General features: G+C 67.3%; 19 protein-coding genes. 7 read left to right on the plus strand and 12 right to left on the minus strand.

Annotated elements, in window-relative coordinates; translation table 11 throughout:
• Nucleotides 1-5 precede the first annotated feature (5 nt).
• The 3 genes from K3A84_RS09005 to K3A84_RS09015 all read right to left on the minus strand — a co-directional run bounded on the left by K3A84_RS09005 (nucleotide 6) and on the right by K3A84_RS09015 (nucleotide 3,906).
• Nucleotides 6-1,925, minus strand: coding sequence for a potassium transporter Kup (locus K3A84_RS09005; RefSeq protein WP_225009010.1), 1,920 nt, complete (start codon nucleotides 1,923-1,925; stop codon nucleotides 6-8).
• A 125-nt stretch (nucleotides 1,926-2,050) separates the two neighbouring features.
• Entirely contained in the window at nucleotides 2,051-3,046 is a 996-nt protein-coding gene (locus K3A84_RS09010; protein ID WP_225009011.1) for an aldo/keto reductase, read from the minus strand.
• 23 nt (nucleotides 3,047-3,069) lie between these two features.
• On the minus strand, nucleotides 3,070-3,906 hold the full coding sequence (locus K3A84_RS09015) for an SDR family oxidoreductase (RefSeq protein WP_225009012.1): 837 nt from the start codon (nucleotides 3,904-3,906) through the stop codon (nucleotides 3,070-3,072).
• A 98-nt stretch (nucleotides 3,907-4,004) separates the two neighbouring features.
• Between K3A84_RS09015 and K3A84_RS09020 the strand changes: the two genes are divergently transcribed.
• Nucleotides 4,005-4,922, plus strand: a complete 918-nt coding sequence (locus tag K3A84_RS09020; RefSeq protein ID WP_225009013.1) for a LysR family transcriptional regulator — start codon at nucleotides 4,005-4,007, stop codon at nucleotides 4,920-4,922.
• Here the strand turns inward: K3A84_RS09020 and K3A84_RS09025 are convergent.
• Nucleotides 4,904-6,274, minus strand: coding sequence for a S8 family serine peptidase (locus K3A84_RS09025; RefSeq protein ID WP_225009014.1), 1,371 nt, complete (start codon nucleotides 6,272-6,274; stop codon nucleotides 4,904-4,906). The genes K3A84_RS09020 and K3A84_RS09025 overlap by 19 nt on opposite strands.
• Nucleotides 6,275-6,412: 138 nt before the next feature.
• On the opposite strand from K3A84_RS09025, the gene K3A84_RS09030 reads away from it, so the two are divergent.
• Together K3A84_RS09030 and K3A84_RS09035 are read left to right on the plus strand one after the other, a co-directional pair.
• Complete coding sequence (locus K3A84_RS09030; protein ID WP_225009015.1) at nucleotides 6,413-6,937, plus strand: RNA polymerase sigma factor; 525 nt, start codon at nucleotides 6,413-6,415, stop codon at nucleotides 6,935-6,937.
• Nucleotides 6,934-7,626 carry a hypothetical protein gene (locus K3A84_RS09035; RefSeq protein WP_225009016.1) on the plus strand — a complete coding sequence of 231 codons (693 nt, stop codon included), beginning with the start codon at nucleotides 6,934-6,936 and terminating at the stop codon, nucleotides 7,624-7,626. Before K3A84_RS09030 ends, K3A84_RS09035 begins: the two co-directional genes overlap by 4 nt.
• A 10-nt stretch (nucleotides 7,627-7,636) precedes the next feature.
• Here K3A84_RS09035 and K3A84_RS09040 read toward each other — a convergent pair whose 3' ends face one another.
• The 8 genes from K3A84_RS09040 to K3A84_RS09075 all read right to left on the minus strand — a co-directional run bounded on the left by K3A84_RS09040 (nucleotide 7,637) and on the right by K3A84_RS09075 (nucleotide 15,979).
• The gene (locus K3A84_RS09040) at nucleotides 7,637-8,779 is read right to left on the minus strand and encodes a hypothetical protein (RefSeq protein ID WP_225009017.1); all 1,143 of its coding nucleotides are present in this window, start codon (nucleotides 8,777-8,779) and stop codon (nucleotides 7,637-7,639) included.
• Between the two features lie 81 nt (nucleotides 8,780-8,860).
• On the minus strand, nucleotides 8,861-10,918 hold the full coding sequence (locus tag K3A84_RS09045) for a protein-disulfide reductase DsbD family protein (RefSeq protein ID WP_225009018.1): 2,058 nt from the start codon (nucleotides 10,916-10,918) through the stop codon (nucleotides 8,861-8,863).
• Entirely contained in the window at nucleotides 10,903-11,766 is an 864-nt protein-coding gene (locus tag K3A84_RS09050; protein ID WP_225009019.1) for an FAD:protein FMN transferase, read from the minus strand. The genes K3A84_RS09045 and K3A84_RS09050 overlap by 16 nt, the downstream gene beginning before the upstream one ends.
• A gap of 10 nt (nucleotides 11,767-11,776) precedes the next feature.
• The gene (locus tag K3A84_RS09055; RefSeq protein ID WP_225009020.1) at nucleotides 11,777-13,126 is read right to left on the minus strand and encodes a DUF3570 domain-containing protein; all 1,350 of its coding nucleotides are present in this window, start codon (nucleotides 13,124-13,126) and stop codon (nucleotides 11,777-11,779) included.
• A complete protein-coding gene (locus K3A84_RS09060) occupies nucleotides 13,117-13,365 on the minus strand; it encodes a DUF4266 domain-containing protein (protein ID WP_225009021.1) in 249 nt (82 codons plus the stop codon). Before K3A84_RS09060 ends, K3A84_RS09055 begins: the two co-directional genes overlap by 10 nt.
• 24 nt (nucleotides 13,366-13,389) lie before the next feature.
• Nucleotides 13,390-13,854, minus strand: coding sequence for a TlpA disulfide reductase family protein (locus tag K3A84_RS09065; protein WP_225009022.1), 465 nt, complete (start codon nucleotides 13,852-13,854; stop codon nucleotides 13,390-13,392).
• 14 nt (nucleotides 13,855-13,868) lie between these two features.
• Nucleotides 13,869-14,927 carry a calcium-binding protein gene (locus K3A84_RS09070; protein ID WP_225009023.1) on the minus strand — a complete coding sequence of 353 codons (1,059 nt, stop codon included), beginning with the start codon at nucleotides 14,925-14,927 and terminating at the stop codon, nucleotides 13,869-13,871.
• Between the two features lie 386 nt (nucleotides 14,928-15,313).
• Complete coding sequence (locus tag K3A84_RS09075) at nucleotides 15,314-15,979, minus strand: TetR/AcrR family transcriptional regulator (RefSeq protein ID WP_225009024.1); 666 nt, start codon at nucleotides 15,977-15,979, stop codon at nucleotides 15,314-15,316.
• A gap of 171 nt (nucleotides 15,980-16,150) precedes the next feature.
• On the opposite strand from K3A84_RS09075, the gene K3A84_RS09080 reads away from it, so the two are divergent.
• From K3A84_RS09080 to K3A84_RS09095, 4 genes are all read left to right on the plus strand, one after another.
• Nucleotides 16,151-18,532, plus strand: coding sequence for a TonB-dependent receptor (locus K3A84_RS09080; RefSeq protein ID WP_225009025.1), 2,382 nt, complete (start codon nucleotides 16,151-16,153; stop codon nucleotides 18,530-18,532).
• 62 nt (nucleotides 18,533-18,594) lie between these two features.
• On the plus strand, nucleotides 18,595-19,653 hold the full coding sequence (locus K3A84_RS09085; protein WP_225009026.1) for a nuclear transport factor 2 family protein: 1,059 nt from the start codon (nucleotides 18,595-18,597) through the stop codon (nucleotides 19,651-19,653).
• A 22-nt stretch (nucleotides 19,654-19,675) separates the two neighbouring features.
• On the plus strand, nucleotides 19,676-20,875 hold the full coding sequence (locus tag K3A84_RS09090) for a cytochrome P450 (RefSeq protein WP_225009027.1): 1,200 nt from the start codon (nucleotides 19,676-19,678) through the stop codon (nucleotides 20,873-20,875).
• A 28-nt stretch (nucleotides 20,876-20,903) separates the two neighbouring features.
• The gene (locus K3A84_RS09095) at nucleotides 20,904-21,644 is read left to right on the plus strand and encodes an SDR family oxidoreductase (RefSeq protein WP_225009028.1); all 741 of its coding nucleotides are present in this window, start codon (nucleotides 20,904-20,906) and stop codon (nucleotides 21,642-21,644) included.
• The last annotated feature ends 64 nt before the right edge of the window (nucleotides 21,645-21,708 follow it).

A 21,708-nucleotide genomic window follows, 5' to 3' on the forward strand; every position in this document is an offset into this window, starting at 1 on the left:
TGCTGCTATAGCTCGATCTGGCTGCCGAGTTCGACCACCCGGTTGGGTGGGATCGAGAACCAGGCCGTCGGATCTGCGGCGTTGCGGTGCAGGAACATGTAGAGGATCGTCATCCAGCGGGGCATCGCCGCCTGCGTGCCGAAGCGGATGGCGCTGCGCCCGACGAAGAACGACGTGCCGCCGGGCCCTGAAAGCAGGCCTTCATGCCGGGCCAGATCGCTCGGAACGTCGACCGTGTCCATGTAGCCATAGCGCAGCCGGGCCTTGAGGAAGTGGTCGCTCACCCGTTCTGTCAGCAGTCGCTGCTCCGGTGCAACCCACGGGGTGGGCAGGGTTTCCACCTTCAGAAGTACGTTCGTGCGGTGCAGCGCCTTGTTGTGCTTGAGGTTGTGCAGCAACGCGGAAGGCGCGACGGTGAGATCCTGCGTGAGGAAGACGGCGGTGCCCGCGATCATCACCGGGGGGCGTGCGGCGAGCGCTGCCACCATGTCGTCGAGCCCCGCGCCTTGCGCCGCGATGCGTTCCTGCGATACGCGGCGGCCGCGCAACCAGGTGAAGATGACAATGCCCACGCCACCTGCCACCAGCAGCGGCACCCAGCCGCCTTCGGTCACGCGCAGGATGTTCGCGCCGAAGAAGAACAGGTCGAGCGACAGGAACGGCGCGATCAGCAGCGCTGCCCAGACCGGACTCCAGTGCCAGAACTTCCACGCGATGATGTAGGCAAGGCAAGTGGTGACGACCATCGTGCCGGTCACGGCGATGCCATAGGCCGCCGCCATCGCCGTGCTCGACTGGAAGCCCATGACGAGGATCAGCACGCCGATCAGCAGCAGCCAGTTGATGCCCGGCATGTAGATCTGCCCCATCTGGTGGGCCGAGGTCTGGCGCACGGTCATGCGCGGCAGCAGGCCCAGCGAGATCGCCTGATGCGTCAGCGAATAGGCGCCGGTGATCACCGCCTGGCTGGCGATGATCGTGGCCAGCGTGGCCAGCACCACCAGCGGCGCGCGCAAGCTGTCGGGCGCCATGATGAAGAACCAGTCGGCATTGGCCAGCGCATGCCCGCTCGCCTGCGCGGCGGCCAGCGCCTTGAGCGCGAGCGCGCCCTGGCCCAGATAGTTCAGCGTCAGCGCGGGCCAGACGAAGGCGAGCCAGCCGAACTGGATCGGCCGACGACCGAAATGGCCCATGTCGGCGATCAGCGCCTCGGCCCCGGTCACGGTCAGGAACACCGCGCCCAGCACGAACAGCCCGGCGATGCCGTGGCTCGACAGGAAGGCGATCGCTTCGCGCGGGTCGAAGGCGGCCATGACCTGCGGCGCTTCGGCCACGTGCCACATGCCGAGCGCGGCCAGCACCACGAACCACACCGCGCAGACCGGGCCGAACAGCCCCGCCACGCCCGACGTGCCGCGCGCCTGGAACGAGAACAGCCCGATCAGGATGCCCATGGTGATGCCAAGGATGATCGGCTGGCTCATCCCGCCAAGGCCGGGGATCGTCTTCAACCCTTCGACCGCGGACAGCACCGACAACGCCGGGGTGATGATCGCATCGCCATAGAACAGCGCGGCACCGACTGCGCCCAGCAGCAGCACGATCGTCCAGCCCAGCGCCTTGCCCGGACCTGCCGTGGCGCGCCGGGCCAGCGCCATCAGCGACAGCACGCCGCCTTCGCCGTTGTTGTCCATCCGGCTGAGGAACAGCACGTACTTCATCGTCACGACAAGGATCAGCGCCCACAGCGCCAACGACAGCACGCCAAGGATCTCGCCCCGGTCGATCCCGTCCGAGGCGGTCTGCGCCAGCGCCTCGCGAAAGGCGTAGAGCGGGCTGGTGCCGATGTCGCCATAGACGACGCCGATCGCGCCAAGCGTCAGGGTGGACAGGCTGTTGCGGCGATCGTGGGGCAGGTCGTGCACGGTGGCGAGGCTCCGGTTGAAGGCCCCGCCATGGCGCCGATCCGCATTAAGACGCCATGGGCAAGCGCGCGCGCAGGCATAAAATTTGCGTGAAATCGCAATCGCCTGCGAGCGCGCTTTCCGCGTCAGAGCCCCGTCATCGCCTCGCCCGCCGCCGTATAGCGCGTGCCTTCGACCGTCACCGTGGCCAGCAGCGCGTCGATCCCTTCGATGTCGGCGGGGGGCAGCGCCACGTCTGCCGCGCCGAGGTTTTCTTCCAGCCGGTGCAGCTTGGTGGTGCCGGGGATCGGCACGATGAACGGCGCCCTCGCCAACAGCCACGCCAGCGCGATCTGCGCCGGGGTTGCGCCCTTGTCGGCGGCAATCTGCTTCACCAGCGCGAGCAGTTGGAGGTTGTGGGCGAAGGCTTCTTCCTGGAAACGAGGCAGCGTTCCGCGGAAGTCACCTTGCGCTACCTGCTCGGCGCTGGTGATGCCGCCCGCAAGGAAGCCCTTGCCGAGCGGCGAATAGGGGACGAGGCCGATGCCGAGTTCGGTGCAGGCCTCGAGGATGCCGTTGGTTTCGACCTGACGGCTCCACAGCGAATATTCGTTCTGCAGCGCGGCGACCGGCTGGACCGCGTGGGCGCGGCGGAGCGTGGCGGCAGCGGGTTCGGACATGCCGAAGTGCTTGACCTTGCCCTCGGCGATCAGGTCGCGGACCGTGCCCGCCACGTCTTCGATCGGCACCTTGGGATCGACGCGATGCTGATAGAACAGGTCGATCGCATCGACGCGCAGGCGCTTCAGCGAGGCTTCGCAGACGCGGCGGATCTGCTCGGGCCGGCTGTCCACACCGCGCATCGCGCCGCTGTCGGGATCGATGTCGAAGCCGAACTTGGTGGCGATCACGGCCTCGCCCTTGAAGGGTTCGAGAGCTTCGCCGACCATGTCCTCGTTGGTCCACGGGCCATAGACTTCGGCGGTGTCGAAGAAGGTCACGCCGCGTTCGTAGGCGGCGCGGATGATGGCGATGCCATCTTCGCGGCTGAGCTTGCTGTTGTAGCCGAAGTCGATGCCCATGCAGCCATAGCCGAGGGCGGAAACGGAAAGGCCGGACTGGCCGAGGGTGCGCTTTTGCATTGAAGGGCTCCTTGAAGGTGGGATCAACCCGGCAACTGGATCTTGCCGGCGAACATGGCGGCGATCACGCCGCCATCGATGAGCAGGTCGGTGCCGGTGACAAAGCCCGCGTCAGGGCCGAGCAGGAAGGCGCAGGCGAGCGCGATCTCGTCGGGCGGGGCCATACGCCCGGCAGGCGACGCGGCGATCATCGCGCGGTAGCCATCGCCGATCGGCGAGGCCAACTCGTGGCGGGCGAGCGGGGTGACCACGATGCCGGGGCTGATCGCGTTGACCCGCGCGCCACGTGCCCCCCACGAAAGCGCCGCCGCGCGGACGCGCAGGGCGTTGGCGCGCTTGGCCATGCAATAGGCGGTCATCGAATCCGGGACGGCCTCGGGGCCAAGGAAGGGCAGTGCCAGCAGCGCGTCGGCGGGGGTGAAGGCGAGCGCCTGTTCCTGTTCGAGCGGAAGCTGGCGGATCATGTGCCCTGCCATGCTCGATACGATGAGGCCCGCGCCGCCGGGGGCGATCACGCCTTCGAACACCTCGAACACCAGCGCGGTGCCGTAGAGGTCGACTTCCAGCACGCGCCGGGCAGAGGCCATGTTGGGCGAAACGCCGGCAGTGTTCACCATGTGAACGACCGGGCCGAGCGCTGCGGCGCGGGCTGCGAGCGCTTCTACCGAGGCGCGCGCGGTGGTGTCGACCGCCTGCGTTTCGACCCGATGGCCTGCTTCCTCCAGCCGCGTGGCGGCGGCCTCAAGCACATTGGCGTTGCAATCGGCGAGCAGGATGGTGCGGCCGGCGCCCTGGCGGCGGGCCACAGCTTCTCCGATGCCGCCTGCGCCAATGATCGCGATGACGTCTTGCGGTTGCATGGAAATCTCTCCTGAAGCGGTGTGTGGCGGAGATAGACGTGTCAGACCGTTTCGATTAGACGGGTATTCCTGCATGAACTTATATCTAATGGTGATGAATGCTGCGCGATGAGCTGGGCGATCTCGCCATCCTGCTGGCCGTGGCGGAAGAGCGCAGCTTCACCCGCGCGGCCTCGCGACTGGGGACGTCGCAGTCGGCGGTGAGTCAGGCCGTGCGGCGACTGGAGGCGCATCTGGGCGTCCGGCTGCTGGCGCGCACCACGCGCAGCGTCGCGCCGACCGAGGCGGGCGAGCAATTGCTCGACACGCTGCGCCCCGCGCTGGGCGATATTCGCGCGCGGCTGGCGCAACTGACGCAATTTCGCGATGCGCCCGCGGGGCTGGTGCGCATCACCACCAGTCGCCACGCTGCCGAAACGCTGCTGTGGCCTGCCATCGACGCGGTGGTCACGCGCTGGCCCGACATCGAGGTCGAGCTGTCGGTCGACGGCGCGCTGACCGATATCGTGGCCGAGCGCTTCGATGCGGGGGTGCGGCTGGGCGAAAGCGTGGAAAAGGACATGATCGCGCTGCGCATCGGCCCGGACCTGCGCATGGTGGTGGTGGGCTCGCCCGCATACCTGGAAGGCCGCGCTCGCCCGGAAACCCCGCGCGATCTGCTGTCGCACCGCTGCATCAACTTGCGCATGGCAACGCGCGGCAATCTCTATGCCTGGGAGTTCGAGAAGGACGGGCAGGCGCTGAACGTGCGCGTCGAGGGGCCGATGGTGTTCAACGATCCCACGCTGAGCATATCGGCGGCGCTGGCCGGGCATGGCCTGGCCTGCACGATCGAACATGACGAGGTGCTGCGCCACATTGCGGCGGGGCGGCTGGTCCGGCTGCTGGAGGACTGGTGCGAACCCTTTGCCGGGCACCACCTCTACTACCCGGACCGGCGCAACCTTTCCCCCGCCTTCCGCGCGGTGCTGGACGAATTGCGCGCCCGCGCGCGGGCCTATTCTACCAGGCCGTAGCCGAAGGTGGTGTCGAAGCCCGGCGTGCCGAGATCGCGCGCGCTGGCCTGAAGGCTGGCGGTGCAGGCGGCAGGCGACAGGCGCGTGCGGCAACGGGCGAGCGAGGCGGCGACGGCGGGCGCGGCGAACGAGGTGCCGGTGAAGCGCGAGAAGCCGCCCATCGCGTCGGCGGCGGTGACATCGACGCCCGGCGCGGCGAAATCGACGTAAGGCCCGCGATTGGCGTAGCGGTAGATATGCATGGTCTTGTCGACGGCGGTGACCGCGACCACGGGCCCGAGCGCGGCGGGATAGACCGGCGGCGCTGCTGGCCCGGCGTTGCCGGCGGCGGCCACCACGATGCGCCCGCGCGCGGTGGCGGCGGCCACGATCTGGTCGAGGATGGCGTTGCGGGGGCCGGCGATGCTCATGTTGATCACCGGCGCATCGGTGCCGACCAGCCATTCCAGCGCATCGGCCACCACGTCGATCGAGGTGAACGGCCTGTCGGGCGTGCCGCGAAAGATGTTGGCCGAATAGACCGTGCGCGCCCCGCCCGCGACGAGGATCGAGGCGACCGCCGTGCCATGGCGCGCAGCCTTGCCAGCGGCCGGCAGGCCTTCGCGCGCGCCCTTGGGCCAGGCGACGAGGCGCGCGCCGGCGATCGCGGGATGCGGCGCGACGGCGGTATCGAGCACGCCGACCGAAAAGCCTGCCGTCGCAGCAGGCGCGCCGCCGTTCGCGCCCTTGAGCTTGCGCGGGCGCTGGCCCGAAGCGAGGCCGAGGCCGTAGTAGTGGTCGAAATCGATCGTCGCGCCGGGCGCTTCGGCGCGCACGCGCTGGACGGCCGCGCGGGTGGAGAGGCCGGACGGCGCGCCGAGCCGGGTGAGGTCCGCGCCCAGCGCGGCAAGCTGCTTGCGCTCGATCACGCGGAAGCCTGCGCGCAGCAGCCGGTCGAGCGCTTCGGGGGGCAGCGCGCTCACCACCACTTCTCCCGCGCGCACCGCTGCGCCTTCGTCGTCGCGTTCGAAGGCTTCGTCGCGCACCGCGTCGGCGATCCAGCCATAGTCGCGGTCGGACAGGCCTTCGGCCGTATCGGACCTTTCCGTACTGGTTTCCGCAGCCTCGCTGTGGCCAGAGTCTTCAGAGATGCCGTGCGATTCCGTTTCGGGGGCCTCCACCTCGCGCGTCTCGACTTCCGGGGCCTCGACTTCGGGCGTTTCGACTTCGCGGGGTTCTACTTCCGGCGTCTTCACTTCCGGAACTTCCACCTCCGGAACCTCGATCTCGCGGTCTTCGGGCTCGGCAATCGCGGCAGACCACGCACTGATGGACAGCGCGAGGAAGGCGATGCGAAGAGGGCGAAGGCGCATGGGAAAGGAACCGGACAGAAATGAGCAAGACGGATGTAGCCATCCGGGGATGCGGGGACAACGTTGTGGTAGCCTGCCCTATTCCATCCATGCATTCACGATGGAATAAGCACGTACAGGGGACGTTGTGACGGCGACATGACCACAGGGCACGGGGCAGGCAGGGATTTCAGGGCGCGCGTCGTCGCTGCACTCCCGCGTCTGCGCCGGTTCTGCGAGGCCATGGCGGGTGGACCGCATGATGGAGACGATCTGATGCAGGCGACGGTGGAACGCGCCCTTACCCGACAGGACCGCTTCGATCCGGCGACCCGGATCGAAAGCTGGATGTTCCGCATCGCGCAGAACCTCCACATCGACCGCGTGCGCGCTGCCAGGCGACGGGGCACAAGCGTGGAGATCGAGGAAGCCATGGACCTGACCGGAGACGACGGGCGCGCGGTGGTGGAGGGACGCTCCGACCTGGACCGCGTTCACGCCGTGCTGGCCGAACTGAGCGAGGACCAGCGCGCGACCTTCCTGCTCGTGGTGATCGAAGAGATGACATATGCCGAGGCGGCGGAAACGCTGGGCGTGCCGATCGGCACGATCATGAGCCGCATCGCGCGGGCGCGGGCGCGGATCAACGCCAGCCTGCGCCCCGAAGCGGAGATGCGGTCATGAGCGACGCCCGTGACGAACGTCTGGCGGCCTATCTCGACGGGGCGATGAGCCCGGAGGAGGAAGCACTGTTCGACCGCGAACTGGAGCGCGATCCCGAGCTTGCGCGGCAGGCCCTGCAATGGCGCGGGAACGACCGCTTCATCGCCGATGTTCTCGCTCCGCGCGCGCGCGCGGTCGAGCCGGAACTGCTGGCGCGGATGGGGCTGCTCGATGCAGAGCGCCCCGCGCCGGTTGCTGCCAACGACAATCCGTGGGGCTGGCGCCGCATGATCGCGAGCGCGGCGGCGCTGACGCTGGTGCTGGGCGGCACGATGCTGGCGCTGCGCCCGGCGGGCGTGACTCCGGGGGAAGACCCGGTGTCGCTGGCGCTCGAAACCACGCCTTCGGCCAAGGCGGCGCGGCTGGCGGACGGGCGCGTGCTGACGCCGGTGCTGACCGTGCGCGCGGCCGACGGGCGCTGGTGCCGCGAATATACGCTGGCGGGCGAAGCGGCGCTCGCTTGCCGCAACGACGGGCGCTGGACCACCGAAGCGCGGGGGCCTGCGGGCCGACCTGCGGCGGACAGCGGCGACTTCGCGATGGCGGGCGGGTCAGAAGCACCCGCGCTGGAAGAGGCCTATCGCCGGATCGGCGCGCAGGAAGCGCTGGGGCCCGAGGATGAGGCGGCCTTGCTCGGCAAGTGGCGCTGAACGGCCCCTATCACATCCTGAGCGACACCGAGAGGCCTGCAAGGAGCGCCGAACTGCGCGACGAGAACCCCGTCCCGGCATAGGCCTGAAGCCGCAGCCGCTGGTCCAGCGGCAGGCTGATCCAGCCGGTCGCCTCGCTCAGCGGTGCGCGGCCGGGGGTGGCCGATTGCAGCCAGTCGTAGTCCACGCCAAACGACACGCCCTTGCCCAGCGCATAGCTCGCGCCTGCGCCGACACCCCAGCCGTCGCGGATCGTCCAGCCCACGGGCCGACCGAGGAAACGGCGACGTGCGCCTGCGTGGACGCTGGCGGCGCCGAAACGGGCGATCGCTTCGGCGGCCAGCGTAGTGTCAACCTTGCCCGTGCCGATGCCGCGGCTGCGCGAGGCGGTGGGCAGCTTTACCCGGCCGCTCGCCTGCAAGGTCAGCCAGGGCAGGGGATCGGCAGCGTAGGCGAGCGTGACCGTGATATCGCCAAGGCCGGAGCGTTGGCCCGAGGAGGCAGGGGCAGGCGCGGCTGCAAGGGGCGGTGCCGGATAGGTGGGCTCGATGCGCGGCGGCCCGCCGGGATCGTCGCTACCGCTGCCGCCACTTCCGCCGCTCCCCGAGCCCGACCCGGATCCGGAGCTGCCGCCATCGTCGCCGCCGCCCGAACCGGAACCGCCTCCCGAGCCGCCCGACCCCGAGCCATCATCCGAGCCACCAGATCCGCCGCCGCCCGATCCGCCATCGTCGGAGCCGCCGCTGCTGCCGCCGTTGTCGTCGATCGCGCCATTGTCGTCACTGATCGCATCGCCGCTGCCGCTGGCCGCATCATCCGAGCCGCTGACGTCGCCGCCGCTGGTCGCGCCGGTGCTGCCGCTGGTGGAGCTGCGCGCGCCATCGAGCAGGGTGCCGGGGCCATCGATGCTGACGAAGGGCACGCTGATGCGCAGCGAAAACCGCCCGCGCGTGACGCGGACGGTGATCGGCGCGGTGAGTACCCGCGTCCTGGCGCTGCGGCCGTAATGGCCTTCGGAATAATTGACGCCCGCGCTGACCTTGATGGAGGTCGCCGCCGGCGGCCCTTCCTCTTGCGCGTGAGCTGCCAGCGGGCAGGCAAGCGCCATCGCGCCCGCCACCAGCGCCAGCGTGTTGCGCTGTGCCTCGATCATGTCCGTCCCCTGTCGGCCTCGATCGCCGATCCCGTTCAGGGAAGTGCGACGAACCGAGGCGCGGCGCAAGCAGGGATTGCGCTAGCTTGGATGGACCAGCGAGAGCAGCATGTCGGGCGAAAGCACCTGCGGCAGTTCGCGCGTCGCCCCCGTGGCATCTACGTAGAGATACAAGGGCACGCCCGCGCGGCCCTGCTGCGCGAGGAAGCGGCCGATCGCCGGGTCCTGCCGTGTCCAGTCGCCGCGCAGCACGGTGACACCTGCCTGCGCGAAAGCAGCGGCAACGCGCGGACTGGTGAGGGTGGTGGCCTCGTTGACCTTGCACGACAGGCACCAGTCGGCGGTGAGGTAGAGGAACACCGGCTTGCGCTGTGCGGAAAGCTGCGCGAGCCGTTCGGCGCTGAAGGGCTGGCTGTGCAGCGCGTCGGCTTCGGCCACGGCAGCGCCTGCGCGCACTTCCTCGGGCCGCACACCCACGCCGAGAATGGCCACGGCAGCAAGCGCGGCGGGCCAGAACACGTGGCCACTGCGCCCGGCGGCGCGGCGCGCGCCGTACCACCACAGGCCGAGAGCGAGGACGGTGGCGGCGGCGAGCGCGGCGGTCATGCCGGTAACGCCGCTTTGCCGTCCGACGATCCAGGCAAGGCCCAGTGCGGTGGCGAACATCGGCAGGCTGAGCGCGCGGCGAAGCTTGTCCATCCACGCGCCGGGGCGCGGGATCCAGCGGCGCGTGGCAGGCACGAAGCCCAGCACGAGGAAGGGCAGCGCGATGCCAAAGCCAAGGCCCGCCATGACGCCGAGCGCGGGCAGCACCGGCATGACCATCGCGGCCCCTAGCGCGCCTGCCATGAACGGCCCGGTGCAGGGCGTGGCGACGAAGGCGGCGAGCGCGCCGGTGCCGACCGAGCCGGCAAAGCCGCTGGTATCGCCCGAGCGCGAAACGCTGATCGAGGGCAGTTCGAACAGGCCCGCAAGATTGAAGGCGATCGCGGTGACGAGCAGGAACAGCGCGCCCACCACCAGCGGGTTCTGCAACTGGAACGCCCAGCCTGCACTGCTGCCGCCTTCGCGCAGGGCCACCAGCACCGCGCCCAGCGCGACGACGGTGCCGATCACGCCAAGCGCGTACCCCAGCGCCTCGCGCCGGGCGTGGCTTTCACCGCTGTTGTAGCGGGCGAGCGCCATCGCCTTGAGGCTGAGGATCGGGAACACGCAGGGCATCAGGTTGAGGATCAGCCCGCCCAGCACGGCGGTGCCGAAAGCGATCAGGAAGGTGGTGTCGAAGCCCGACTTGTGCGGGCTGGCGGGAAGGGCAGCCACTCGGTGCGCGGCAAAGGCCTGCGCCTGGCCATTGGCGACGACCACGCCGGACAGCGTGGTGCCGGGCGCCTGCTGCACGGACAGCGTCAGGTCGACGAAACCGTCGCCCGCCTTGGCCAGTGGCGCGGCCTGCGTGGCGGCAAGGCCGGGCTGGTCAAGGAACAACATCGGCTTGGCTGCCGGATCGAGGCCGGGGCGAAGGTCGGGCAGGCGCAGGACCAGCGTGTTGCCGGCGGCCACGAACTGGCTCGCGCCGGGAAGGGTCTGCGGCAGCGCGGCGCGCGCGGCGGCGAACAGGGATGCGGCTGCGGGGTCCTTCATGCCGGTTCCGACCGGCAGCGTGAGATCGAGATCGACCGGATCGGGCACGCACGACCCTTCGGAGCAGATCAGCAGGTCGAGATGGACGGCAAGCCGCTGCGGCCCGCCTTCCGCGCCGAGCGCGGGCGTCGCGATATCCTGCAGCAGCGTGACCGGGCCTTCGTGGACGTAGCTGACGAGGCCCTGCAGCACGAGGCGCGTCGGTGCGGGATGCTGCAACGGTCCTGCGCGAAATCCGCTGGCCACGGTCCAGTCGGTGGCGGGCGCGTAGCCGGTGTCGCCGGGGTTGGACCAATAGATGTGCCACCCGGCCTTGGGTTCGATGCGGAAGGCGAGCGAGAGGCGTCCGCCGTTTGCGGCAAGGCTCGTCTGTTCGGCGACGAGGCGCACGGCGTAGTGGTCGCGCTGCGCCGACGAGGCGGCGAGCGCGGGCAGCGCGAACAGCGCGAGGACGAGGCAGGCGAACGTGCGCAAGGCGGCGATCAACGCGCGATCCATGACTGCACTCCTTCGTTTTCGAGAAAGGCTTCCGCGCCCGCGCCCTGCAGCATGGCGAGCGTCGCCAGCGTGCCGGCCTGAAGACAGGTGGAGGACGCGACCGTGACCGAGCGCGGCGGATCGTCCACCGGCCAGCCGCTGCGCGGATCGAGAATGTGGCTGAAGCGCTTGCCGTCCTTCAGCAGGAAGCGGCGCGCATCGCCGCTGGTGGCAAGGCCCGACGCGGCGAATTCGAGCATCCCGCCCGCGGTCCGGGCCGGATCGACGGATTCGATCGCCACCTTCCAGCGGCCGGTCGACTTGGGCGCGGTGGTACGCAGATCGCCGCCGAAGTTGATCAGCGCGGGGACTTTGGCCTGGTCAAGGATGACCTGCGCCGCGCGGTCGACCGCATATTCCTTGCAGATGCCGCCGAGGTCGATTTCCATGCCCACCGGCAGCGTCAGCACCGGGCTGTCCCAGCGTACCTTGTCCCAGCCGACCAGCGGCAGCAGCGCGGCGACCTGTTCGCAGGCGGGCACGTTGGCCGAGCCATCGAACTTCCACGCGCGGCGCAGGACGCCCGAAGTCACGTCGAACCGGCCTTCGCTGAGGCTGTGCAGTTGCGCCGCATAGTCGATCAGCCCCGCCGTTTCGGCATCGAGCGTGACGGGCGCGCCACCGGCATTGTTGATCTGCCAGACGATCCCCGTGTCCTTGTAGCGGGTGAACTTCGCCTCGATCCGCTTCGCCTCGGCCTCGGCTGCGCGGGCGAGGCGCACCGCGAGCGCGCTGTCGTCGCACTCGATCTGCACCTCGCACGGGCTGGCCATGGCGGAAAAGCGGTGGTGATGGACGGTCATCGCCATGGTCTCCGGCTCAACGCAGCTTGAAGCGCAGGCCAGCGACGACGCTGATCGAACGCGATCCGGCGAAGAGATCGACCTTGGCCATGTTGCCCGGCGCATTGGCGTAGAAGCGCTGGCCGTTCTGCACGTAACGCTGGACCGAGCCGTACAGCTCGATCCGGTCGTTGAGGTGGACGCCGCCCTTTACGCCGAAGGTCCACGCGTGGAACGCGCCCAGCCGGCTGTCGGCGCTGACGTACGTGGGCGTCGGCTCGTCCAGCAGCAGGTAGTTGCGGAAGAAGTCCGCCTTGCCCTGATGGTAATAGCGCACCAGCGGCTCGACATAGGCCTTGCCGCCCACCGGCACGTGTTCGGACAGGCCGAAGGTCCACGCGGTGATGCCCCAGCTATCGTGATACCAGCGCGCCGAAGCGTCGGTCACGTAAGAGCCGAGCGCGAGCTTGCTCGACAGGAACACGCTGTTGCGGATGCGGCGGCGCGGGCGGCTTTCGTAGATGTAGAAGAACGGATCGCCGCTGGCGCTGTCGGTCAGCGTGACCAGCTTGTACGGATCGGTGTGATAGCCGCGGCTGTTGCCCGTGCTCCAGTTGAGCTGGACGAGCCAGTTGGGCGTCAGCACTTGCGTGATGCCTGCCACGAAGCTGTCGACGCGCTTGATCCGCTGCTTGCCGATGGGCCGGTCGCCCATGCTGCCCAGCGGCATGGGAATGCCGGTGATGGGCTTGGATTCATCGTGTTCGTAGTTGTAGCCCACCGACAGCGTGGTGTTCTTGTCGAACAGTTCCTTGGCCAGCCCCACGCGCCACGACCACGAGGTGTAGTCGCCTTCCCACGAGCCGTTGCCGCCGAGGCTCAGCTTGAACCCGGCGAGCGGGGGCAGGGTGACGCCCAGGTCCACCGCCTTGCGCTCGTCCTTGAAGTTGGGATCGACCGGCAGCGTGCCCGCAGGCGCGGAATAGGCGCCCGATGCGCCGGTGCTGGAATCGCGCTCGCCCTCGCGGCGCGGCTGTGCGGGGCCGATAAACTCCCGCGGTCGGTTCGCCCGCGTCGCGCCGTTGGGGGTCGCGCCGGTCAGGCTGTCGTAGGTGAAACGCCCCGCGATCGACAGGCCGTTGGCGCCGTTCCAGACAAGGCCGGTCTCGGCCTCGATCGCGCGGACGCGGCCTGCGTCTTCCTGATAGAACAGCACCGCGCTGTCGGAGACGAGGCTGTCGACTTCGCTGGCGGTCTGGTCATAGGCGTTGCCAGCGGGCGCGGGCGCCTGCGCGGCATCCTGCTGCTGCGCGGTGGCAGGCGTGGAAAGCAGCCCGGCGGCCAGCGCGCCGAGCGTTGCGGCAATGCTGCCGGACTTCAGTTGCATCCGCAGCCTCCGCCATCGAAGCTGCGCCCGCCCGAGGCCGCTTCCTTGCTGAAATAGGTGTGGTCATCGAAGGCGAGCAGGGCCGGCTCCTTGGCCAGCTGCATCGACTTGCGCGCGAGAACGTCGCGCTCCCACGGGGCGGCGCCGAGCTTGGCGCCCTGATGTGCGCAAGCCGACAGGGCGAGCGTACTCGCGGTGAGCGCCAGCAGAGCGATCCGGCGGCGATTGCAGTTCAACATGATGTTCCCCCTCCGCCGCAGCGGTTACTTTTCGCGCACGAGGCTGGCGATGTGGGCGTCGTATTCGCCGGTCTTGCCGGGGAAGAAGCCCTGATGGCGGAAGCGCATCTGGCCCTTGCGGTCGAACACGAGCGAGGTTGGCATGTCGGCCACCTTCCACGCCTTGGCCGAAGCGCCTTGCGCATCGAATACTACCGGAAGGGTCGAATGGACCTGCCGCAGGAAGGCATCGGCCTGCGGCTTCTGCCGGTCGAGGTTGACCGTCACCACCGCGACATCGTTGGGGTAGCGCGCGGCAAGGCCCTGCATCCAGGGGAACGAGAGCTTGCACGGCCCGCACCACGAGGCCCAGAAATCGACATAGACCACCTTGCCGCGATAGCGCGCAAGGTCGATCAGCGCGGCTTGCGCGCTGGCCGCCACAGGCGCGAGCGCCAGGGCAGCCAGTGCGACCAGGGCGGCGCGGCGGCGAACGGGGGCAAGGGCCATGCGCGCTCGCTCCTTCACAAGACGAAGTCGGTGGACGTCAGGGTGTGCGCCCCGTCGATCTTGATGCACCAGTCCGCGGTCGTGTCGCCGTCGCTGTTGCCATAGACGTAGGTATTGCCGCCCGACACTTCGTAGCGCAGTTCCCGCCCGGTGTGGTTGTGGAACTGGTTGGTGCCGATGAACAGGTAGGCCTGATCGCCCGCCATGCCGAAACCGCTGGCCGAAGCGAGCGCGTCGATCTGGCTGACATCGACTTTGTCGCCGCTGGTGAAGTCGACAATCTCGTCGGCGTTGGTCGACGTGCGGCTGGAAAAATCGCCGGTCGCGAAAACGAAGTTGTCGTTGCCCGCGCCGCCCGTCATCACGTCGTGGCCCGTGCCGCCGATCAGATAGTCGTCGCCCGCGCCGCCCGAAAGCGTGTCCGACCCGGCAAGGCCGCGCAGCATGTTCGATGCGCCGTTGCCGGTCACCGTGTTGGCAAGTTCGTTGCCCGTGCCGTCGATCGCGCCGGTGCCGACCAGCACCAGCTTTTCGACGTTGGCGGCCAGCGCGTAGCTGATGGTGGCCTTGACCGTATCGACGCCTTCGCCCGCGTTTTCGATCACCTTGTCGCCCAGGGTGTCGAAGAAGTAGGTGTCGTTGCCGGTGCCGCCGTACATCATGTCCGCGCCAGAGCCGCCGTTCAGGATGTCGTTGCCCCCCAGCCCCATCAGCGTGTTGGAGCCCGAATTGCCGGTGAGCGAATTGGCAAGGTCGTTGCCGGTGCCATCGATCGAGGCGGTGCCCGTCAGGATCAGCTTTTCGATGTTGGCGGCCAGCGTGAAGCTGACCTTGGCCTTGACCGTGTCGATCCCTTCGCCCGCGTTTTCGACCACCAGGTCGGTGATGTTGTCGACGACGTAGGTGTCGTCGCCCGTACCACCCATCATGGTGTCGGCGCCCGACCCGCCATCGAGCATGTCGTTTCCGTCGAGCCCGTACAGGGTGTCGGCCTTGGCGTAGCCGTAGATCAGGTCGTTTTCGATCGAGCCGTTGAGCGTATCAACGCTGCTGGTGCCTTTCATCGTCGCCATGCTTGTCTCCGAAGGTGTGCGACCCGAAACGCGGGCGCGATATTGTCGCGGCGACCCGGTTCCGGAGTACTATCGCCCCCACAACGAGGGCGGCTAAGAGTTATTCCGTCGGCGATGGTGAAATTCGGCGAAAGCCCGATCACGGGGAACTACGCAAGACATGCGCGCACAAGCGCCGTCCAGCCCGGAAAGCGGGGCCGACGGGCCAGATCGCGAGGCTGGTCCTCCATGCAATATAAATCGTAGGCAACAACGGTTAATCTGGATTTATGCGCGGCATCCGCCATGCTTCGGATGCATCCGCTGCCCGGCCATGTGCGCGCCGACTTGGCCGGGCTTCCGCCTTTTTCAGATATTCAATTGAAATATAGGGAGATATTTTCAAACTACCGCCGGTAGAGTTCGCGCAGCACCTGCGAGACCAGCGCGTTGATGCGCTCGATTCGCTCAGGCCCGATCACCGAGTTGTGCAGCGACATGCCCATGTGCGCGCAGAACACGAAGTCATTGGCCAGCTTCATCGTTTCCCACTGGTCGCGCCACTGCGGAAAGCTTTCGATCATCTCGGAAACCCACACCTGGTCGAAGCGGCAGGCGGCTGGTTCGAAGTGTTCGCGCAAGTCCGCATCGGTGCGCGCCGCCACGGCCAGTTCGACGTAGGCGGCATATTCCGGCGTCTGAACGCTGCGCCAGTGCGCAGCGGTAGCGATTTCGACCAGCGAATCCTCGTCAGCACCGGCGGCGTGCGCCAGGTAATCATCGAGGAAGCGGCGCATCCGCGTAAAGAACACGTGCTCCACCACCGCGGCGACCAGATCGAGGCGCGCGGGGAAGTGGTGCTGCATCGCCCCGCGCGACACGCCGGTCAGGGCTGAGACCTTGTGCGTGGTCAGCCCTGCATAGCCGCCTTCGAGCAGGCAGGTCATTCCTGCCTCGATCAGCTTCTGCCGGGTGCGCGCGCTTTTCTGCTGCTGCCAGCGTTGCGGATCTTCGGCGAGATCCGCCGGAATCAGCGCGCTGAGCATACGTTGTTGCATCGTGGTTCGTGCCATGCGCGCGTTCCTGACAGATTTGTGCCTGTTTTCCCACACCCCACGCGCACCTGACCAAACATCCAGTAGGCGCGGACACCGTTTTGCGTGAGAAACAGTCTGACCGGATTGTTATCCGGCAGAAGATGTCGGGCCAAGATGCACCGGCCCGTCGGGAGGGGGAGTGAGATCATGAAACTGCACACCAGGTTCGCCTGCCTTTGCGGCCTTTCGGCCATCGCCATGGCGGCGCCCGCCTATGCGGCCGAAGCTGCGGCCGAAGACACCGGCGGCATTGCCGAAATCGTCGTCACCGCGCAGAAAAAGGCCGAAAACCTTCAGGACGTTCCGATTTCCGTTGCCGCGATCGGCTCGGAAACGCTGGAATCGACCCACGCGGTAAACCTTCAGGGCCTGCAGGGCGCAGTTCCCAACGTGGAAATCGGCACCTTCTCGAACACGCCGAACACCGCCGTGTTCACCATTCGCGGCATCGGCGTGATCGAGCCCGATCCTTACGCAGGCAACACCGTCGGCATCGTCGTCGACCAGGTGCCGCAGTACTTCTCGATGGGCGCGCTGCTGGACCTGTTTGACGTGGAGCGCATCGAAGTGCTGCGCGGCCCGCAGGGCACGCTGTTCGGCGCGAACACCACCGGCGGCGTCGTCAACGTGGTCAACCGTCGTCCCGATCTCGACAAGACCGGCGGCACCATCGGCGTCAGCTACGGCAACTACAACCACGCCACGATCAACGGCGTGGTCAACACGCCGCTCGGCGAAGGCCTCGCGCTGCGCCTCGGCATCAACCACGACAAGCGCGATGGCTATGTCACCAATGTCGTCAACGGCAAGGACATGGGCAAGCGCAACGTCACCATCTTCCGCGGCGCGCTGCGCTATTCGGCGGGTGATTTCGACGCCACGCTGACCGGCGAATACGACCGCGCGCGCAACGGCTCGCCGATCGTCGTCGCGGGCGACCTTCCGGGCGAAGCCGAATTCGTGCCCGAAGGCTTCCTTGGCATGTACAGTTCGCCCTGCCTTCCGGCGGGCAGCGTCTGCAAGGCGCCCGATCACTACTACTCGGCGCAAGATGGCGGCATCAACGGCGACCTGCCCGACCAGTCGGACATGGACACCTATCGCACCAGCCTTGAAATGAAGCTGGCGAACACCGCGATCGGCGACCTCGTCTCGGTCACCGGCTACAAGCACTTCAAGCTGTTCGAATACACCGACCAGGACGGCACCCCGATTCCGCTGATCGACACCCGCCGCCAGACCAAGGGCTGGCAGTTCAGCCAGGAACTGCGCACTGACGTCAAGATCGGTGATATCGGCAACGTGACGCTGGGCGGCTTCTTCCTCAAGACGCACTATGATCACTACCAGAACCTGCGCATCAACTTCGCAGGCGGCGCGTTCTACAACCAGGAGGCGGGCACCTATGTCCTCGGCCTGCCCGGCCTGTTCCAGCAGAACCTGCAGAATCAGGACAACCACTCGATCTCGGCCTTCGCGCAGAGCTATTTCAACGTGAGCGATCGCCTGCGCCTTCAGGCCGGTATCCGTTACACGCATGAAAAGACCAGCATGCTGGCCTCGACCGAGACGCGTCTCGCCACGGCCACCATCGACTGGCTGACCGCGCTGGGTGAAGGTGCAGAAGATCCGGGCCAGCCGGGCTTTGCCAACCTCGATGGCACCAACACCCTGCCGTTCGGCGCCAGCCCGATGGTCGCGCCGCCCCGCGGCACCAAGAGCTGGAACAACGTCGGCTGGAAGCTGGGCTTCGACTACAAGGCCACCGACGATGTCATGCTCTATGGCTATTGGGCGCGCGGCTTCAAGTCCGGCGGCTTTACCGGCCGCATCGGCATCACGGACGACCTCGGACCGTACAATCCGGAAAAGGTCGATACGTTCGAAGCAGGTGTGAAGACCGAGTTGTTCGATCGTCACGTGCGCTTCAACCTGGCGGGCTTCTACACCAATTACCGCGGAATGCAGCTTGCCCAGATCTACTTCAAGGGCAGCGGCGCGGATCTGGTGCAGGGCAACACCATCCTCAACGCGGCGGGCTCGCACATCAAGGGCTTCGAAAGCGAACTGACGATCGTTCCGGCCAAGGGCGTGACGTTCACCGGCGCGCTGGCGTACCTCGATGCGAAGTACTCGAAGTTCAACTTCCTGCTGCCCAACAAGTCGACCCTCGACCTCAAGGGCGAACGTCTGCAGAATGCCCCGAAGTGGACGGCCAGCACCACGCTGGCCTACGACTTCCCGGTCGCCAGCAACGTCGATGGCCGGTTCAGCGCCACCTACAACTACACCGGCGAAAAGCTGCTGACCTCGATCATCGACACCCCGCGTGCCACGATCCGTCCGCAGCACATCGTCAACGCCAACTTCGACCTGAAGTTCGACGATCGCTACACCTTCAGCATCTGGGCGACCAACCTGCTCGACAGCCGGTACATCAACTCGGTGTTCGACAGCCCCGGCACGCTGGGTCTGACCAACTATGCCCAGCCGCGCATGTTCGGCGGCTCGGTCAAGGCCGAGTTCTAAACCTATCCTCCCTGACCCCGGCCGTCACCGAACGGCCGGGGTACTTTTTCACGGGAGCCTTCATGATCAGTCCCGAAGACTTTGTCGCCCGCCAGCAGATCCACAACGTGCTGAGCGTGCACAGTCGCGGCGTCGACCGCGCCGATGCCACCCTGCTCGGCAGCGCCTATCACGCGCACGCGACCGTCGATTACGGCTTCTTCAAGGGCGATGCGGCAACGCTCGTCGCCATCCTCGCCGATGCGCAGAAGAGCGCGCCGCCCACCACCCACCGCACCAGCAACTGCTGGATCAAGGTCGATGGCGACAAGGCGGTTTCCGAATCCTACGTCATCGCCCATGTCGAGGACGCCGAGACCCAGCGCATGGTGCTGGGCCGCTATCTCGATGCCCACGCCCGCATCGACGGGCAATGGCGCATGACGCACCGCCATTACGTGATCGAGGGCAACACCAACCGCCCCAACACCGCTGCGCGCGGCGATGGCAGCGCCGATCTCGCCCACTACGTCGCGCAAGGCGGCAAGACCGCCGCCGATGCAGGTCGCGCGCTGCTTTCGCTCTACACTGCCGAAATTGCCGCCTGCGCAAAGGGAACACCGGCCATGACCACCACTTCCGACACCGCACTTCACGATGCGCTTGCCCGCGCCGAGATCCACGACTTGTGCATGGCCTATGGGCGCGGGGTGGACCGTGCCGACGAAGCCCTGCTGCGTTCGATCTTCAGCGAGGACTCCGTCGTCATCAGCGGCGTCATCAACGGCAGCGGGGCGGAGTTTGCCGAAAAGATCTGCGCGTTCGTGCAGACCCAGCTCGACATGTGCTTCCATTCAGTCGCCAACGAATGGGTCGAAGTGAGCGGCGACAACGCCGTGGGCGAACATTACGCGCTCGCCCACATGGTGCTGGACGGGCAAGACGTGATGACCGGCGGGCGCTATCTTGATCGCTACGTCAAGCGCGATGGCAAGTGGCTGATCCGCAACCGGACTTTCGTCACCGATTGGAATACCTCTCACAAATCCTCGTTGCAGCGCGACGGCTTCTATGAGGCATTGGACACGTGGGGCCGCTTCGGTCCGACCGACCCGGTCTATAAGCACTGGGCCAGTCTCTGAATAAGACAACCGGGAGAGAAATATGACGGGCAGCATCCCCGCAAACGTGCCGCACGACCGCATCGTCGACGTGGATGTCTACCTGCCGCCCGAGATCGAGAACCTCGGCTTCCACCGCGCCTGGGCGAAGGTCCAGGCCGGCCGCCCGGCAGTGGTGTGGAGCCCGCGCAACGAAGGCCACTGGATCGCCCTGTCGGGAGAGGCGATCCAGCAGATCCAGACCGACCCGGATCGCTTCTCCTCGCGCGTGATCGTGCTGCCCAAATCGGTGGGCGAACAGCACGGGCTGATCCCTACCACGATCGACCCACCCGAACACCGTCCCTATCGCGCGCTGCTCAACGCCCGGTTGAACCCGGCGACCGTGCGCGGGCTGGATCAGACGATCCGCGCGACCGCAGTTGACCTGATCGAAGGATTCATCGGCGAAGGGCACTGCAACTTCACGACGCAATACTCGGAAATCTTCCCGGTGCGCGTGTTCCTCGCCATGGTCGATCTGCCCGAGGCCGATGCTCCCACCATCCGCCACTGGGCCGCGTGCATGACCCGCCCGGGCATGCCGATGACCTTCGAGGAGGCCAAGCAGGCGTTCTTCGACTACCTCGGCCCGGTGGTGGACGAACGCAGCGCTCACCCGGCAGATGACATGCTCAGCCAGATGATCACCGCTGACATGGACGGGCGCAGGCTCGACCGCGACGAGGCCGTGCGTTTGTGTACGCAAGTGCTGATCGCGGGCGTCGATACCGTGGTCAACATCCTCGGCTTCATCATGGCCGAACTGGCGGCCGACAAGGGTTTGCGCCAGCAGTTGATCGCCATGGGCGATGCGCTGACGCCCGCCGTCAACGAACTGTTCCGCCGCTTCGGCCTCGTCACCATCTCGCGCGAGGTGCGCCACGATACCGAGTTCCATGGCGTTTCGCTCAAGGCGGGCGACATGATCTGCACGCCCACACAGCTGCACGGGCTAGACCCGGCGCAGAACGACGATCCGCTGGCGATCGACTTCACCCGCCGTCGCGCGCGCCATTCGGGCTTCGGCAGCGGGCCGCACATGTGCCCCGGGCAGGAACTGGCGCGCAAGGAAGTGGCGATCACGCTGCGCGAATGGCTCGCGCGCATTCCCGATTTCGCGCTGGGCGAGGATGCCGACCTGTCGCCCGTGCCGGGCATCGTCGGGGCGCTGCGCCGCGTCACCCTCTCTTGGGACAAGTGATCCCCCAAACCAGCAAGGACGATTTTCGATGGGCAAGATGGATGGCAAGGTCGCGCTGATCACCGGCGCGGCATCGGGCCTAGGTGCGGAAGACGCGCGCGTGCTCGCGCGCGAGGGCGCAAAGGTGGTCGTCACCGACCTTCAGGGTGACCTGGGCCGGGCGGTCGCCGCCGAAGTGGGCGGGCTGTTCCTTGAACACGACGTCAGCGACGAAGCGCGCTGGAACGAGGTCGTGGCAGAAACGCTCAAGGCCTATGGCCGGCTCGATACGCTGGTAAACAACGCAGGCCTCGTGAAATTCGGCAATGTCGAGACGCTGTCCTACGCCGACTTCAAGCTGCAGGTCGACGTGATGCTCGGCGGCACGTTCCTCGGCTGCCACGCGGCGCTGCCGCACATGAGCAAGGACGGTTCGGGCTCGATCATCAACATGGCCTCGGTCGGCGGCATGAAGGGTATCAGCACGATCCCTGCCTATGCCGGCGCGAAGGCGGGCATCATCGGCATGACGCGCTCGATCGCGATCCATTGCCGCGAACAGGGCTACCGCATCCGCTGCAACTCGATCGCGCCGGGCGGCATCGTCACGCCGATGACCGCGCAGGCGCTGGCGCAACTCCCCAAGGACGCGGCGGGGCTCGATCAGATCCAGAACCACGGCATGGGCCAGCCGATCGATATCGCCAACATGGTGCTCTACCTCGCCTGCGAGGATGGCCGCCACATCACCGGCACCAACATCGTCATCGACAACGGTGAAATCGCCTGACGGCGCGTGGGTGAAACCGCCTGACGGAGAGCAGGGCAAGATCGCCTGATGCCACGACGGGGGT

The sequence above is a fragment of the Novosphingobium percolationis genome (assembly GCF_020179425.1).
Classification (GTDB): domain Bacteria; phylum Pseudomonadota; class Alphaproteobacteria; order Sphingomonadales; family Sphingomonadaceae; genus Novosphingobium; species Novosphingobium percolationis.